Annotated in this window: 16 protein-coding genes; 11 read left to right on the forward strand and 5 right to left on the reverse strand. The window is 77.7% G+C overall.

Going from position 1 to position 14,398, the window contains the following annotated elements; all coding sequences use genetic code 11:
• The first annotated feature begins 87 nt into the window (after positions 1-87).
• The 5 genes from ACUN9U_RS04055 to ACUN9U_RS04075 are packed head-to-tail and all read left to right on the forward strand — an operon-like array spanning position 88 to position 4,362.
• On the forward strand, positions 88-867 hold the full coding sequence (locus ACUN9U_RS04055) for a DUF4129 domain-containing protein (protein ID WP_445483634.1): 780 nt from the start codon (positions 88-90) through the stop codon (positions 865-867).
• Positions 857-1,414, forward strand: coding sequence for a hypothetical protein (locus ACUN9U_RS04060; RefSeq protein WP_445483635.1), 558 nt, complete (start codon positions 857-859; stop codon positions 1,412-1,414). The genes ACUN9U_RS04055 and ACUN9U_RS04060 overlap by 11 nt, the downstream gene beginning before the upstream one ends.
• Positions 1,411-2,421: an AAA family ATPase gene (locus tag ACUN9U_RS04065; RefSeq protein ID WP_445483636.1), complete on the forward strand. Its 1,011-nt coding sequence runs from the start codon at positions 1,411-1,413 to the stop codon at positions 2,419-2,421. Before ACUN9U_RS04060 ends, ACUN9U_RS04065 begins: the two co-directional genes overlap by 4 nt.
• Positions 2,418-3,755 carry a DUF58 domain-containing protein gene (locus ACUN9U_RS04070; RefSeq protein WP_445483637.1) on the forward strand — a complete coding sequence of 446 codons (1,338 nt, stop codon included), beginning with the start codon at positions 2,418-2,420 and terminating at the stop codon, positions 3,753-3,755. The genes ACUN9U_RS04065 and ACUN9U_RS04070 overlap by 4 nt, the downstream gene beginning before the upstream one ends.
• Before the next feature lie 7 nt (positions 3,756-3,762).
• On the forward strand, positions 3,763-4,362 hold the full coding sequence (locus ACUN9U_RS04075; RefSeq protein ID WP_445483638.1) for a hypothetical protein: 600 nt from the start codon (positions 3,763-3,765) through the stop codon (positions 4,360-4,362).
• A 44-nt stretch (positions 4,363-4,406) separates the two neighbouring features.
• On the opposite strand, the gene ACUN9U_RS04080 is transcribed toward ACUN9U_RS04075, so the two are convergent.
• Complete coding sequence (locus ACUN9U_RS04080; protein WP_445483639.1) at positions 4,407-5,093, reverse strand: hypothetical protein; 687 nt, start codon at positions 5,091-5,093, stop codon at positions 4,407-4,409.
• Positions 5,094-5,274: 181 nt separating this feature from the next.
• Here ACUN9U_RS04080 and ACUN9U_RS04085 point away from each other — a divergent pair, with 181 nt between their 5' ends.
• Positions 5,275-6,162: an aminoglycoside phosphotransferase family protein gene (locus tag ACUN9U_RS04085; protein ID WP_445483640.1), complete on the forward strand. Its 888-nt coding sequence runs from the start codon at positions 5,275-5,277 to the stop codon at positions 6,160-6,162.
• 50 nt (positions 6,163-6,212) lie between these two features.
• Here ACUN9U_RS04085 and ACUN9U_RS04090 read toward each other — a convergent pair whose 3' ends face one another.
• Entirely contained in the window at positions 6,213-6,632 is a 420-nt protein-coding gene (locus ACUN9U_RS04090; RefSeq protein WP_445483641.1) for a DUF6958 family protein, read from the reverse strand.
• Positions 6,629-7,129 carry an SRPBCC family protein gene (locus ACUN9U_RS04095; RefSeq protein ID WP_445483642.1) on the reverse strand — a complete coding sequence of 167 codons (501 nt, stop codon included), beginning with the start codon at positions 7,127-7,129 and terminating at the stop codon, positions 6,629-6,631. The genes ACUN9U_RS04090 and ACUN9U_RS04095 overlap by 4 nt, the downstream gene beginning before the upstream one ends.
• Positions 7,130-7,182: 53 nt before the next feature.
• Between ACUN9U_RS04095 and ACUN9U_RS04100 the strand changes: the two genes are divergently transcribed.
• Entirely contained in the window at positions 7,183-7,749 is a 567-nt protein-coding gene (locus ACUN9U_RS04100) for a MarR family winged helix-turn-helix transcriptional regulator (RefSeq protein WP_445483643.1), read from the forward strand.
• A gap of 48 nt (positions 7,750-7,797) precedes the next feature.
• Here ACUN9U_RS04100 and ACUN9U_RS04105 read toward each other — a convergent pair whose 3' ends face one another.
• Positions 7,798-7,986, reverse strand: coding sequence for a DUF5302 domain-containing protein (locus ACUN9U_RS04105; protein WP_445483644.1), 189 nt, complete (start codon positions 7,984-7,986; stop codon positions 7,798-7,800).
• Between the two features lie 120 nt (positions 7,987-8,106).
• Between ACUN9U_RS04105 and ACUN9U_RS04110 the strand changes: the two genes are divergently transcribed.
• The 3 genes from ACUN9U_RS04110 (at position 8,107) to ACUN9U_RS04120 (ending at position 11,871) form a co-directional block, all read left to right on the forward strand.
• A complete protein-coding gene (locus ACUN9U_RS04110) occupies positions 8,107-9,135 on the forward strand; it encodes an ATP-dependent 6-phosphofructokinase (RefSeq protein WP_445483645.1) in 1,029 nt (342 codons plus the stop codon).
• 265 nt (positions 9,136-9,400) lie between these two features.
• Positions 9,401-10,726, forward strand: a complete 1,326-nt coding sequence (locus ACUN9U_RS04115) for a class II 3-deoxy-7-phosphoheptulonate synthase (RefSeq protein WP_445483737.1) — start codon at positions 9,401-9,403, stop codon at positions 10,724-10,726.
• A gap of 137 nt (positions 10,727-10,863) precedes the next feature.
• Positions 10,864-11,871, forward strand: a complete 1,008-nt coding sequence (locus ACUN9U_RS04120) for a threonine aldolase family protein (RefSeq protein WP_445483738.1) — start codon at positions 10,864-10,866, stop codon at positions 11,869-11,871.
• 15 nt (positions 11,872-11,886) lie between these two features.
• On the opposite strand, the gene pknB is transcribed toward ACUN9U_RS04120, so the two are convergent.
• A complete protein-coding gene (gene pknB, locus ACUN9U_RS04125) occupies positions 11,887-13,926 on the reverse strand; it encodes a Stk1 family PASTA domain-containing Ser/Thr kinase (protein ID WP_445483646.1) in 2,040 nt (679 codons plus the stop codon).
• 75 nt (positions 13,927-14,001) lie between these two features.
• On the opposite strand from pknB, the gene ACUN9U_RS04130 reads away from it, so the two are divergent.
• On the forward strand, positions 14,002-14,379 hold the full coding sequence (locus ACUN9U_RS04130) for an Rv2175c family DNA-binding protein (protein ID WP_445483647.1): 378 nt from the start codon (positions 14,002-14,004) through the stop codon (positions 14,377-14,379).
• Positions 14,380-14,398 lie beyond the last annotated feature (19 nt).

The following is a 14,398-nucleotide window of genomic DNA, read 5'->3' on the forward strand; positions in this document are numbered from 1 at the left end:
CTTGTCTGTGCTGCGGGGCGCCGGCGCCCCGGCACCCGAGGGCTGCAGCAGCGGCGGCCCGTGGTGACCAGCGGCGGGGGAGGGGCTGTGCGCCAGCACCGGCTCGTGGTCGGCGCCGCCGTCGCGGTGCTGCTGGTGGTGCTCGCCGCCGCCGCCGAGGGCCTGACCACCCCCTCCGGGCGGCGGCCCCCGATCCCCGGAGCCCCCCTGCCGACGCCGACGCCCACCCGCACCTCCAGCGAGCTGGACGTGCTGCCCGGAGCCGCGCCGCTGGACCTGTCGGCGCTCGCCCTGCCGGCCCTGGCGGTGGGCGTGGTGGTGCTGGTGCTGCTGCTGTCCCTGCTCGTGCTGCGCCTGTGGCGGCGCCGCACCAGCCGCCGCGAGCGCCTGGCGCCGGTCGAGGGGACGTCCGGGGAGCCCCTGGACGTCGCCAGCGCTCCGGTGGTGCGCCGCGGGATCGCCAGGTCCCTGGAGGAGCTCGAAGGGCCGCGCGACCTCGACGACGCCGTGGTGCGCGCCTGGCTGGGCCTGGAGGAGACCGCGCAGGACGCCGGGCTGGCGCGCCTGGCCTCCGAGACGCCGACGGAGTTCACCACCCGTCTGCTCGCCCGCGTCCCCGCCGACCGCGAGGCGGTGGAGGTGCTGCGCGCCCTGTACTCCCGGGCGCGGTTCGGCACCGCCGCGCAGCGGCGCAGCGGCGCAGCGGACGGCCAGGACGCCGACCGCGCCCGCGCCGCCCTGCGCGCCCTGGCCCGCTCCTGGGACGCCGCCGGTGCGGCCCCGGTGCAGGCCCCGGCCCCGGTGCAGGCCCCGGTGCAGGCCCCGGTGCAGGCCCCGGTGCAGGGGGAGGTGCCGCGTGGCGGCTGAGGCGCTGCGGGAGGCGGTCCGCGAGCTGCTGCGCGAGCCGCGCCGCACCCGGGTGCAGGTGGCGGCCGCGGTGGTGGCGGTGCTCGTGGTGGCCATGGCCGTCGCGGGGTGGAGCGCGGCGGAGGTCACCACGATCGGTCTGGCGCTGCTGTGCGCGGGCCTGGTGGGCGTCGCGCTGCCGCGCCAGGACGCCCACCGCTGGCCCGCGGAGCCAGCGGCCTCCGAGCCGGGCTCGCGCAGCGACCTGGTGGGCCTGTCGGTGGCCTTCACCGCGCGCCAGGGCGGCATGGGCCAGGCCGGCCTGGTGCGCGTGCAGGCGCTGGGCCGAGCCCGGCTGCGCCGCCGCGGGCTCGACCTGGACGACCCCGCAGGCCGGGCGGCGGCGGAGGGGCTGCTGGGCGCACCCGCCGTGCGGGTGCTGCTCTCGCGCTCCTCCCCGACGCCGGGGGTCAGGGCCGTGGCGCACTGCCTGGCCAGGCTGGAGGAGCTGGGACCCGGCGGCGCCCAGCCGCCGCCGTCGTCGTCAGGACCGGAGGGAGACGCGTGAGCGAGCAGCAGGAGGGCGCGGGGGCCGGGGGCGCCCGGCTGGAGGTGGACGACGTCGCCCGCCTGGCGCGGGAGGTGCTGGAGCGGGTCGGCCGCGTGGCGGTGGGGATGGACGACGCCCTGGAGCTGGCCCTGGCCGCGCTGCTGGCCGGCGGGCACGTGCTCTTCGAGGACGTGCCCGGCCTGGGCAAGACGCTGGCGGCGCGCAGCCTGGCCTCGGCCCTGGGGCTGGACTTCCGGCGCCTGCAGTGCACGCCGGACCTGCTGCCCGCCGACATCACCGGCTCCTTCGTCTACGACCCCGCCGAGCGCGCCTTCACCTTCCAGCCCGGGCCGGTCTTCACCAGCCTGCTGCTGGCCGACGAGGTCAACCGCACCCCGCCCAAGACGCAGTCGGCGCTGCTGGAGGCCATGGCCGAGGGGCAGGTCACGGTGGAGGGCCGCAGCTTCCCCCTGCCACAGCCGTTCCGGGTGGTGGCCACCTCCAACCCCGTCGAGCACGAGGGCACCTACGCGCTGCCCGAGGCCCAGCTGGACCGGTTCATGGTCCGCCTGGCCGTCGGCTACCCCGACCGGGCCCAGGAGCAGCGGATCCTGCTGAACCGCGTGGGGCGCCGCCAGGAGGCCGCGCCCGTGGAGCAGGTGGTGGACGCCGCCGCCGTGCTCGCGATGCAGGCGGCGGTGGAGGCCGTGCACGTCGACCCGGACGTCGCCGGCTACTGCGTGGACCTCGCCGTGGCCACCCGCGCCCACCCCTCGGTGCAGGTCGGCGCCAGCCCGCGCGGCTCGCAGGCCCTGCTGCTGGTCTCCCGGGCGCTGGCGGTGCTCGACGGGCGCGCGTGGGTGCAGCCCGAGGACGTCAAGCGGGCCGCCGGGCCCGTCCTGGCGCACCGCCTGGTGCTGACCACCGACGCCTGGGCGGCCGGCACCGAGACCGCCGAGGTGGTCCGGGCGGTGGTGGCCACCGTGCCCGGGCCGGCCACGGCCGCCGCTGCGGCCCGCCCGTGAGGCAGCGGCCGGACTGGACATGGACGGCCGCCCCGGCGCTGGCCCTGGGCCTGGGCGTGGTGCTCGCCGCCGCCGGCCTGGTGCTGGGGCGGCCCGACGTCGCCCTGCTGGGCGCGCCGCTGCTGCTCACCGCCGCCCTCGGCCGACAGCGGCCCCCGGCGGGGGAGGCGGGCCTGGACGTGGCCGTGGACAGCCGCCTGGACCGCCGCGAGGACGGCTCCACCCGCCCGCGGGTGGAGTACCGGGTGGGCCTGGCCGTGCCCCCGGGCACCGAGCTGGCGCTGGTGCGGCTGCGGCTGGTCGGAGGGCGCTCGCGGGTGCTGGCCGTCGGGCCGGGCACCACCGAGCTGCGCGGCGAGGTCGCCCTGCTGGGCGTCTCCGGGCCGCAGGAGGTCGCCCGCGCCGAGCTGGGCCTGGCGACCGGCGACGCCGCCCTGGTGGCCGGACCGCTGGGGCCCGTCAGCGCCGAGCGGGTGCTCGCGCCGGCGTTCGCCCCCGTCGCCGACCTGCCGCTGCCCCCGGGCCTGCGGGGGCTCAGCGGCGTGCACGACTCCTCCCGCCCGGGCCAGGGCGGCGACTTCCGCGACGTCGGGCCGTTCGTGCCCGGTGACCGCCTGCGGCGCATCGACTGGCGCACCACCGCGCGCCGCTCGAGCACCCCGGGGGAGGTGAGCGAGCTGTACGTGCGGCGCAGCCTGGCGACCTCGGACGCCGCCGCCGTCGTCGTCCTCGACTCCCGTGACGACGTCGGGGAGGTGGTGGCGCAGTGGGGCGCGAACCGGGCGGAGCGCCGCGGCACCAGCTCGCTGCACCTGGCCCGGCAGGCGGCCAGCGCGCTGGCGGCGGGCACGGTCAGGCGCGGTGACCGGGTCGGCTTCTGCGAGCTGGGTGGTGCCCACCGCGCCACCGCGGTCGGCTCCGGAGACCGGCACCTGCGCCGGGTGCTGGCGGCGGTGGCCACCACCCGTGCGGCCGGGGTGCTCAGCGGGGTGCGGCGGCTGCCGCCCGTGCCGCCTGCGGCGCTGGTGTACGTGCTCTCGACCTTCCTCGACGACGTCGCGGGCGCGGCGGCGCGCACCTGGCGCAGCCGCGGGCACCGCGTGGTGGCCGTGGACGTGCTGCCCGCGCCCCGCCTGGGCGGCAGCACCCCCGCGCAGCGCCTGGCGCACCGGGTGGTGGCCGCTGAGCGGGAGGACAGGCTGGAAGACCTGCGCTCCGTGGGCGTGGAGGTGGTCTCCTGGGCGGGTGCCGCGGGGACGGCGGGGCGGCGGGCGCAGCTGCGTGCGCTCTCGCGGCGCCGGCCGGCGCCGCGGGGCGCGGTCGGGGCGCGGTGAGGTCGCGATGAGGGTGCCCGGGTGGGACGCGCTGACCTCCCGGGTCGCGCGGCCCTCGTGGGGGCGGCGCCCGCAGGTGGCGGCCCCCGCGTGGCCCGACGTGGGCCCCGCGGTCCCCGCCCTCGTGCTGCGCCTGGTGGCGGGCGCGGTGGCCGCCGTGCTGGTCGCCGGTGCCATTCCGGGGAGCTGGCAGCTGGCGGTGGCGGTCGGCGCGGTGGTCGCGCTGCGCCCCTCCCCACCGGTCGTGGTCGCGCTGGTGCTCGTGCTGGCGGGCGCGCAGGTCCTGCAGCCGCTGCTGCCCGTGCAGCCGCGCTTCTTCGCCCTGCTCGCCGGGCTGCACCTGCTGCACGTGCTCACCGCGCTCGCCCGGGTGCTGCCCGCGCGCGCCCGGGTGCAGCTGGCGGCGGTGCGCCGGCCGCTGGCGCGGTGGGCGGCGGTGCAGGCGGGCACCCAGGTGGTCGCGCTCGCGGTCCTCGTGGCGCTGCCGGGGCCGGACGGGGGCCTGGTCACCGGCCCGGTGCCGGTGCTCGGCGTGGTGGGGGCGGTGGTGCTGCTCGCCACGGCGCTGGTGCTGCTGCTGCCCCCCCTGCGCCGCCCCTCCCGCTGACCCGCCGGTCGAGCCGGTGGTCGCCCGGAGGCGGGTCCGGCCCGCTACCCGGCGTGCGGAGCGAGCGTGAGGAGCACCTCGACGTCACCGCTGGTGGCTGGTGCGCCCTCACCGGACGCCGTCACCCGCCCGGTGAGCCGGTAGGTGCCCGGTTGCGGGTCGAGCAGGGTGACCAGCCAGCTCGCCTGCTCCTGCAGCTCCCCGGCGCGCGCGCCCTCGGGCAGCGACGCCTCCCAGGTGCGCCAGTCGAGGGCTGCCACGCGCCCGCGCCCGCCCTGGCCCTCGACCTGCAGCAGCCGGTCGGCGCGCTCCAGCGAGCCGGGCACCGCGCCGCCGCCGGTGGCGTCGTGCAGGTAGACCGTCACCTGCACCACCTCGCAGGCCACCACGGCGCGGGCGGCGTAGCCGGCGAGGTCGCGGACGCTGGCGCCGACCTGCAGCCCGCCGCCAGGTCCGTCCTGCGCCCCGGTGCCGCCCAGCACGCCGGTGGGCGCGCCGTCGGACCCCACCGCCCGGGCGGTGACCGTGACGTCCACCGGGGCGGCGGCCACCGGCCGCTCGCAGCCCGCCACGCCGTAGGGAGCCGGGCCGGCGCTCCCGTCCCGGTCCGTCAGCGACCCGCTGACCAGCCCGGCCACCAGCGTCGCGGCCCCCAGCAGCGTCAGCAGGAGCACCCCGCGGCGCGCCAGGCGGGGCTGCCCGGCGCCCTCGTCCTCACGCCCGGCGCCCACCGGACCAGTCTCACCCCGTGGCGGTCGGTGACGAGCGGCAGCACGGCAGGAGACGGCTGTGGTGCGGCGCACAGGGGTGCGGGTGCGCGGCCCCACGCGTGCGCGGGTGCGCGGGTGCGCGGCCGTCTGGGAGTGTCGGGGGGTGCCGGACGCCCTGCTCCTCGAGCGGCTCTGAGCCGTCGTGGACGCTGCTGAGCACCGCAGCACCCAGTCCCTGCCGGGAGGGAGGTCGGCGCGGGCCGCCGGGTCGGCCTCGGCCGTCGCCGCGTCGTTCGGGCTGGAGGTCGACCGGGTCGCGGTGCTGAGCGAGTCCACCGCGGTGCTCCTGCGGCTCCTGCCGTGCGACGTGGTCGCCCGGGTGAGACCGGCAGCCGGCGCCGCGTCCGTCGAGGCCGCCCTGCGCACCGCGGTGCTGGAGGTCGAGGTCGCCCGACAGCTCGAGCGCCTCGGCGCCCCGGTGGTCCCGCTCGACCACCGGGTGCCGGCTGCGCCCCACCTGCGCGGCAGCTGCGTCACCACCTTCTGGGCCTACCGCGGGGCGAGGCCTGCGCCGCCGCTGGGCGTCGCGGAGCTGGCGGGGGCCCTGCAGCGGCTGCACGCGGCGCTGCGCGGCGTGGCCGTGGTCGCCCCGCACGTCACCGACCGCGCCCAGCGGGCCCGGAGGCTGGTCGCCGACCCGGCGCGCACGCCGCGCCTGGCCCCCGCGGACCGCGACCTGCTGCTGGAGGTCCTCACCAAGGGGGCCGACCGGGTCCAGCGCGCAGGGAGGGACCAGCTGCTGCACGGGGAGCCGCACCCCGGCAACGTGCTGGTGACCGAGCAGGGCCCGGTCTTCATCGACTGGGAGACCTGCTGCCGGGGGCCGGTGGAGCACGACCTCGCCCACGCGCCGGCGGGGGTGGGAGAGGCCTGCCCCGGGGTCGACCGCGAGCTGCTGGAGGAGTGCCGGCTGCTGGGGCGGGCCCTGGCCACCAGCTGGCGCTACGACGTCGAGGACCGGCTCCCGGGCGGCGCCGCGCTGGGCGAGGCGTGGCTGGCCGACCTGCGCCGCGCGTGGCGCGGCCGCTGAGCGGTGCGCCCGGCTCGGTCAGCCGGGCACGCGGTCAGCCGGGCACGGGGTCAGCCGGGCACGGGGTCGTCCGCGGCGTCGACGAGGGCGACGCGCTGGGCGCCGCGGACCGGCAGCCGGCGCACCAGACCCCGCGCCTCCAGGTCGACCTTGGTGAAGGTGCAGTAGTTGCGCAGCCGCCCCTTTGGGAAGAGCTCGTGCTCGCCGAGCTCGGCCTGGGTGCGCGCGACGAGGTCCTTGAGCAGCACGCCGTCCGGACCGGCCTCCGCGAGCACCTCGAGGATCAGCTCCCTCAGCGCGGCGTACTGGCGGGCGTCCATGGTCCAGCCGTCCAGCCCGCCGGGCCGGCCGGCGTTGAAGACGGCGACGCGTCCGCGGGCGCGGGCCTGCTCGTCAGCGGCCCAGGCGCTGGGGGGCACCAGGCCGCGGGCCACGTCGTCGTCCCAGGTGTCCTGCGCCGGCTCGCTCACCGCTCCTCCTCGACGGCGGCCGTCTCGGCGTGGGCCTTGAGCTGCTCCAGGTCCTTGACGTGCAGGGCCCGCACCCGCGGTGCCATGACCCGCTCGGCCAGCTGGCGCAGCGGCGGGGGCAGCGGCGGGGTGGCGCGGAAGTCCAAGGCGACCTGCGTGGTGGTCGGGCCGGTGGCCCCCAGCCGGAAGTCGACCTCGGGGTGCATCGTGCGCCCGCCCGGCCCGCGGTTGCTCAGGCGGTAGGCCACCACGACCTCCTCGCCGTGCCCTGCGCCGGCCTCGGTGACGCCCTGCAGGCGCTGGCGCCCCTGCTCACGGCCGCGTGGGTCGGTGAAGACGATCTCCGAGCCGGGCGAGGTGCCGTCGCCGTCGACGGCGCAGGTGCACCCGGTCGCCTGCGGCCACGCCGACCACCTCATCACCTCGTGCTCGTCGGCCACGGCTCGGCGCACCCGCTCCAGCGGGGCCTGCACGACGACGGTCTCGGTCCACTGCACGGTCCCTCCACCTCCACATCAGTTCACTGGTCGAACAGTGAGATGATCGCACCATGAACGGGTCGCGCGCACCCCACCGGCCCAGCGAGTCCGACGACCCGGGCGCCGTGCCGCCGGACGCCCCGCTGCTGCTCGCGTGCCGGGCGCTGTACCAGGCGGTCGGCGCCTGCGAGCACGCCGCGGCGCAGCACCTGGGCCTGGGGCGCAACGACCTGCGCGCCCTGAACCTCCTCGAGGACGGGCCCCGCAGCGCCGCCTGGCTCGCCGGAGCGCTGCACCTGACCCGCCCGGCGGTCACCGCCCTGGTCGACAGGCTCGAGCGGTCCGGGTGGGTCACCCGCAGCCAGGACCCCACCGACCGCCGCGCCGTGAGCATCGCGCTGCGCCCGGAGAGGTGGCAGCAGCTGGGTGCCGTGTACCGCCCGATCGGCCTGGCGGTGCACGCCTCGGTGGCGCACCTGCCACCGGAGCAGCACGCCCAGCTGACCGCCTCCCTGCTGGAGGTCGCCGGAGCGCTCGACGAGGCCGCTGCCGCCGTCGGCGCGCCGACCGGCGCCGCCGGGGAGGGGGCCCCGCCTGCGCGCCCGGCGAGCGGCCCGGGGCGCCGACGACGTCGCTGACCTGGTGTCGGGCTGGCCGACGGGGGTGACGGCCGGGACGGCCGTGGCTCAGCCGGACTTGCGCCGGAACTCCTGGCGGGCGGTGGCGCCCCCGCGGCCGTGCAGGTTCTTGCCGCCCAACACCTCGTCGTGCGGGTGCTGCGCGCCCTGCTTGCGCTCCAGGGCCTCCTTGAAGCGCCGCTTCTGCGCCTCGGCGGCGCTCTCGGCGGGCGCGTCGTCGCGGGCGTCATCAGGCATGCGGACCTCCTGGGGCGTGCACGGTGGGGACGGGCCCCATCGTGGCGCCGCGGTGACGGCCCGTCATCTCCTTTCCCGCGCCGGGGGAGCGCTCGCCGTCCCTCGCTAGGGTGGGTGACCATGCGCATCGGAGTTCTCACCGGGGGCGGAGACTGCCCCGGCCTCAACGCCGTCATCCGTGCAGCCGTGCTGAAGGGCACGGACACGTACGGGTTCGAGTTCGTGGGCTTCCGCGACGGCTGGAAGGGCCCGGTCGAGGGGCTGACCACGCCGCTCGACCGCTCTGTCGTGGAGCACATCCTCCCCGTCGGCGGCACGATCCTCGGCTCGTCCCGCACCAACCCCGTCAAGATGGAGGGCGGGGTCGAGAAGATCCGCGCCACCATGGAGCGCCTCGGCGTGGACGCGCTGCTGGCCATCGGCGGCGAGGACACCCTCGGCGTGGCCACGCACCTGCACGGCCAGGGCATCAAGGTGGTCGGGGCTCCCAAGACCATCGACAACGACCTGTCGGCCACGGACTACACCTTCGGCTTCGACACCGCCGTGCAGATCGCCGTGGACGCCTGCGACCGCCTGGCCACCACCGGCGCCAGCCACCACCGCGCCATGATCGTCGAGGTCATGGGCCGCCACGCCGGCTGGATCGCCCTGCACACCGGCATGGCCGCCTCGGCCCATGTCACGCTGCTGCCCGAGCAGGAGTACGACGCCGACGAGGTCGCCGCCACCATCGCGAGGGTCGCCGAGCGCGGCGAGGCCCCGCTCGTCGTCATCTCCGAGGGCGCCATCGCCGCCGGCGGCGACGTCACCCACACCGGCGCCGAGCTCGACGCCTTCGGCCACGTGCAGCTCAAGGGCGCCGGCGAGGCGCTCGAGCGGATCCTCAACGAGAAGCTGCCCGACCTCCCCACCCGCGTCACGGTGCTCGGCCACCTGCTGCGCGGCGGGACCCCCACCGCCTACGACCGCATCCTGGGCACCCGCTCGGGCCTGTCGGCCGTCACCGCCATCGCCGAGGGGAACTTCGGCACGATGGCGGCGCTGCGCGGCACCGAGGTCGTCCAGGTGCCGCTGGCCGAGGCCACCGGTGAGCTGAAGACGGTGACCGCCTCCCGCATCGACGAGCTGGCGCACGTCTCCGGCTGACGACCGGCCGAGCGCTGCGGCCCCCGCGGCCGCGCTGACGGGCCGTCCCTGCCGCCGACCGGGTGGCGCGGGCGGCCCGCCGCCGTCCTTGCGGGCTACGGCGGCGGGCGGCGGTGACCGTCCGCGCCGCCCGCCCGTACCCTGGGCGGTCGTGAGCACCACGACGCAGCCCGGCGCCGTCCCGCCCGCCTCCTCGCCCCAGGGGGCGCCGGCCGGCGTGGCGTACCGCTCCGCCCTCGACGCCCTCGCCGCGCCCAACGGCGCCGTGGCCGACCTGCCCGCGCAGCTGCCCGCGCAGCAGCAGCCGGAGTGGGACGAGGCCGAGCTGGCCGCCGTCGTCGCCGAGCTGTCCACCCTGCCGCCGCTGGTCTTCGCCGGCGAGTGCGACCTGCTCACCGAGCGCCTGGCAGCTGCCGCCACCGGCCGCGCCTTCGTGCTGCAGGGCGGGGACTGCGCCGAGACCTTCGCCGACGCGACCGCGGACTCCATCCGCAAGCGGATGCGCACCATCCTGCAGATGGCGGTGGTGCTCACCTACGCCGCCAGCACGCCGGTGGTCAAGATCGGCCGCATGGCGGGCCAGTTCGCCAAGCCCCGCAGCAGCGGCAGCGAGACCCGCGACGGCGTGACGCTGCCCGCCTACCGCGGCGACGCCGTCAACGACTTCGCCTTCACCCCCGAGGCGCGCCGCAACGACCCGCGCCGCCTCGTGGAGGCCTACCACCGCTCCTCGGCGACGCTGAACCTCATCCGCGCCTTCACCACCGGCGGCGAGGCCGACCTGCGCCAGGTGCACACCTGGAACAAGGGCTTCGCCCGCAACGCCGCGAACGCGCGCTACGAGGCGACCGCCCGCGACATCGAGCGCGCCATCTCCTTCATGGAGGCCTGCGGCGCCTACAGCGACGAGCTGCTGGGCCGGGTGGAGTTCTACGCCTCCCACGAGGCGCTGCTGCTGCCCTACGAGCGCGCGCTCACCCGCACCGACTCCCGCACCGGCAAGCTCTACGACGTCTCGGCGCACTTCCTGTGGATCGGGGAGCGCACCCGCCAGCTGGACGGCGCCCACGTCGACCTGCTCTCCCGCGTGCGCAACCCCATCGGCGTCAAGCTGGGCCCGACCACCACCAAGGACGAGGTCCTCGGCCTGGTGGACAAGCTCGACCCCCAGCGCCGCCCGGGCCGCCTGACCTTCGTCACGCGCATGGGTGCGGGCAGGATCCGCGACAACCTGCCCGCCGTCGTCGACGCCGTCGCCGACTCCGGTGCCCAGGTGGTGTGGACGTGCGACCCCATGCACGGCAACACCATCACCAGCCCCTCGGGGTACAAGACCCGGCGCTTCGACGACGTCATCGACGAGGTCCGCGGCTTCTTCGAGGTGCACAACTCCCTGGGGACCATCCCCGGCGGCCTGCACGTGGAGCTGACCGGCGGCGACGTCACCGAGGTGCTCGGCGGGCACCAGGACATCGTCGACGCCGACCTGTCGACGGCGTACGAGTCGCTGTGCGACCCGCGCCTGAACCACCAGCAGTCCCTGGAGATGGCGTTCCTCGTCGCGGAGATGCTGCAGGAGCGCTCCGCCTGATGGCCTCCGGCACCACCGGCCCGACCAGCACGTCCGCCGCGGCCGGCGCGAGCGGCTACGGGGCCCCGGCGCCCCGCAGCGGCCCGCCGGTCCGCGTGGACCTGCGCTCGGACACCCTGACCCGGCCCACCCCGGCCATGCGGCGAGCGGTCGCCGAGGCCGAGGTGGGCGACGACGTCTACGCCGAGGACCCGACCACCACCGCCCTCGAGGCCCGCGTGGCCGAGCTGCTCGGCCACGAGGCCGGGCTGTTCACCCCCTCCGGCTCGCTGGCCAACGTCCTGGGGGTGCGGCTGCTCGTCGGGCCGGGCGAAGAGCTGCTGTGCGACGCGCGCGCCCACGTGGTGCGCGCCGAGCTGGGCGCGCACGCGGTGACCTCCGGGGTCACCACGCGCACGTGGGACGCCTCCCGCGGCCTCCTCGACGACGACGCCGTCGACCGCGTGGTCGCGATGATGACCCCGGACGCCGGCCCGCACCTGGTCTCCACCGCCGCCGTGGCCGTGGAGGACACGCACAACTTCGGCGGCGGCACCGTGCAGCCGCTGGCGGCGCTGCACCGGCTGCACGAGCAGGCATCGGCCGCGGGCGTGGCCCTGCACCTGGACGGCGCCCGGCTGTGGAACGCCGCCGTCGTGCAGGGCGCCGACCACCCCGGCGGCTGGCAGGGCGTGGTGCGCGAGGTCGGGGGCGTGGTGGCCACCGCCTCGGTGTGCCTGTCCAAGGGCCTGGGCGCGCCGGTCGGGTCGGTGCTGGTGAGCTCGGCGGACAACATCGCGACGGCCCGCACCTGGCGCAAGCGCATGGGCGCCGGCATGCGCCAGACCGGCCTGCTCGCCGCGGCCGGGCTGCACGCCCTGGACCACCACGTCGAGCGCCTCGCCGACGACCACGCCCGCGCCCGCCGCCTCGCCGAGGCCGCGGCCGCGGCCCGTCCGGGCTGCACCGACCCCGGCGCCGTGGACACCAACATCGTGGTGCTGGACGTCGACGACGCCCGCGCCCTGGTGCTCGCCGCCGCCGAGCGGGGCGTGGCCCTGTCGGCCCTCGGGCCGCGCACCGCCCGCCTGGTGACCCACCTCGACGTCGACGACGAGGGCACCGACCTGGCCGCGGCCGTCCTGGGGGAGCTGCTCGGCCGCTGAGCGGGTGCGGCGGCCTCAGCCGACCACGAGGGTGACGCTGGAGCCGACGTCGACGGGGGTGCCGGGGGCGGGCTGCTGGTCGAAGACCCGCTGCCCGATGAAGACGCGCTGCTCGACCACCTGCAGCCCCTGGCCCTCCAGGGCGGCGCGGGCCTCGTCCAGGGACCGCCCCCGCACGTCCTGCACCTCGACCTGCGAGGGCCCGTCGGAGACGACGAGGTCCACGCGGTCGCCGCGGTGGAGCTGGCCGCCCTCCGGCCTGGGGGTCGCGGAGATGACCGAGTCCTTCGGGACGTCGTCGTCGTCGCGGCGGTCGGTCTTGCCGACCTGCAGCCCGGCGTCGGTGATGGCCTTGGTCGCCTCGGCGACCGTCTTGCCGGTCAGGTCGGCCGGCGCCGTGATCGGCTCGCGGCCCCGGGACAGCGTGAAGCCCACGGGGGTGCCAGCCCGCAGCGGCGGGTCGGGGGCCCACTGCTGGGCCATGACCCGGCCCTTCGGCACGTCCTCCGACCAGCCCTCGCCGACGTCTCCGACCTCGAGCCCGGCGTCCCGCAGGGCCTCCTCCGCGGCGTCCTCGTCGAGGCCGGCCAGCGCGGGCACCTTCCGCAGCTCGGCGCCCAGGGAGATGAGCACCGTGACGGTGGCGCCCTTCTCCACGCGGGCGCCGGCGGGCGGGTTGGTGGAGATGACACCGCCGACGGCGACGGTGTCGCTGAAGCTCTCGTCCAGGGCGGGGCGCAGGCCGCGCGCCTCCAGCGTCCGCTCCGCGGCGGCCCGGGTGCCCGGGACCACCTGGGGCACGGCCAGGCGGGCCAGCGGCCCGGCGGTGTAGGCCCACAGCGCTGCGCCCCCGCCGGCGAGGACGAGGACGACGGCGGCGGCCACCAGCGCCAGCAGCAGCGGCCCGCGGCGCCGCGCGCGCCCGGGTGAGGGCCGCTCGGCGGCACCGGCGTCGTCGTCGGCGTCGGCCAGGCCCAGCGGGCCCGACCCGGGCGGGGCCGGGCGGGGGAGCGCCCGGGTGGCCCCGCGCTGCTGCTCGCGCAGCTCGGCGCGGGTCTCGGCGCGGGTCGGGGAGGGGGCGGCGGCGTCGCGCAGCTCGCTGACGGGCAGGGCCACCACGTGCTCGCCCCCGTGCACCCGGGTGCCCTCGAGCAGCCCCGCCGCGGGGGCCTGCGGGACCAGCGCGGGCGGTGCGTCGAGCGCGGCGTCGGGCAGGGCGTCGCGCAGGGCGCGCACCTGGTCGAGCATGACGCCGGCGTCGCGGGGACGGCGGTCGGGCTCGCGGTCGGTGGCGCTGGCCACCAGCTCGTCGACGCCCGGGGGCAGCCCGGGGCGCACCTCGGAGACCAGCGGCAGGTCCTGGCTGACGTGGCGGAAGGCCACCTGGGCGGGCGCGCCGCCGGCGAAGGGCGCCCGGCCGGTGAGCAGCTCGTAGAGCACCACGCCGGCGGCGTAGACGTCGGCGCGCTCGTCGGAGGCGCCGTCGAGCACCAGCTCCGGCGCGAGGTAGCCGACGGTGCCGATCAGGGTGCTCGTGGCGCCGCCGGTGGCGGTGGTGGCGGCCCGGGCCAGCCCGAAGTCGGCCACGCGCAGCCGGCCGTCGTCGCCGACCAGGACGTTCTCGGGCTTGACGTCGCGGTGCACCAGGCCCGCCGCGTGCGCGGCGGCCAGGCCGTCGAGCACCTCCTCGATGAGGTCGAGGGCGTCACCGAGGGTGAGCGGCGCGGACGCGGCGACCAGGTCGCGCAGCGTGCGGCCGGGGATGTACTCCATGGCCAGGTAGACCGTGCTGTCGCTGGCGCCCTGGTCGTAGACCGACACCACGCCGGGGTGGCTCAGGCGTGCCGCGGACCTGGCCTCGCGGGTGAACCGCGCCACGAAGGAGGCGTCGGCGGCCAGGTGGCTGTGCATGACCTTGAGCGCGACGGGCCGCTCCAGGCGGGTGTCCGTGGCCAGGTAGACGGTGGCCATGCCGCCGCTGGCGATGCGGTCGTGCACCAGGTAGCGGGCGTCGATGAGGCGCCCGACGAGGGGGTCCTTCACCGCTGTCGCCACGCCGGGGAGTCTACGGTCGCGCTCCGCCGCCGGGTGGCGTCTCTCCACAAGCCGGTCGGTGGCAGGCTCTGCGGCGTGGCTGACACGTCCGAGGAGCTCGAGCTGCTCTCCTCCCTGGTCCCCGACGACGGCTGGCTGACCGTCCCCGACATCGTCGAGAGGCTGGACAGCGACGTCCCGAAGGTGCGGCGCATGCTCGACGAGCACCTGCTGCTGGGCGTGCGCCGCGGCAGCCCCAAGGTGCTGCAGGTTCCCGCGCTGCTGGTCGAGCCCGAGCCGATGGTCAGCCTGCCGGGCACCCTGACGGTGCTCTTCGACGCCGGCTTCAGCGACGCCGAGGCGCTGCGGTGGCTGTTCACCCCGGACGAGGCGCTCGGCTGCGCCCCCGCGGAGGCGCTGCGGGCCAACCGCATCGCCCCCGTGCGCCGCCGGGCGCAGGTGCTCGGCTACTGACCCGCCCGGCGGGGCGCGC

This window comes from Quadrisphaera sp. KR29 (assembly GCF_052644995.1).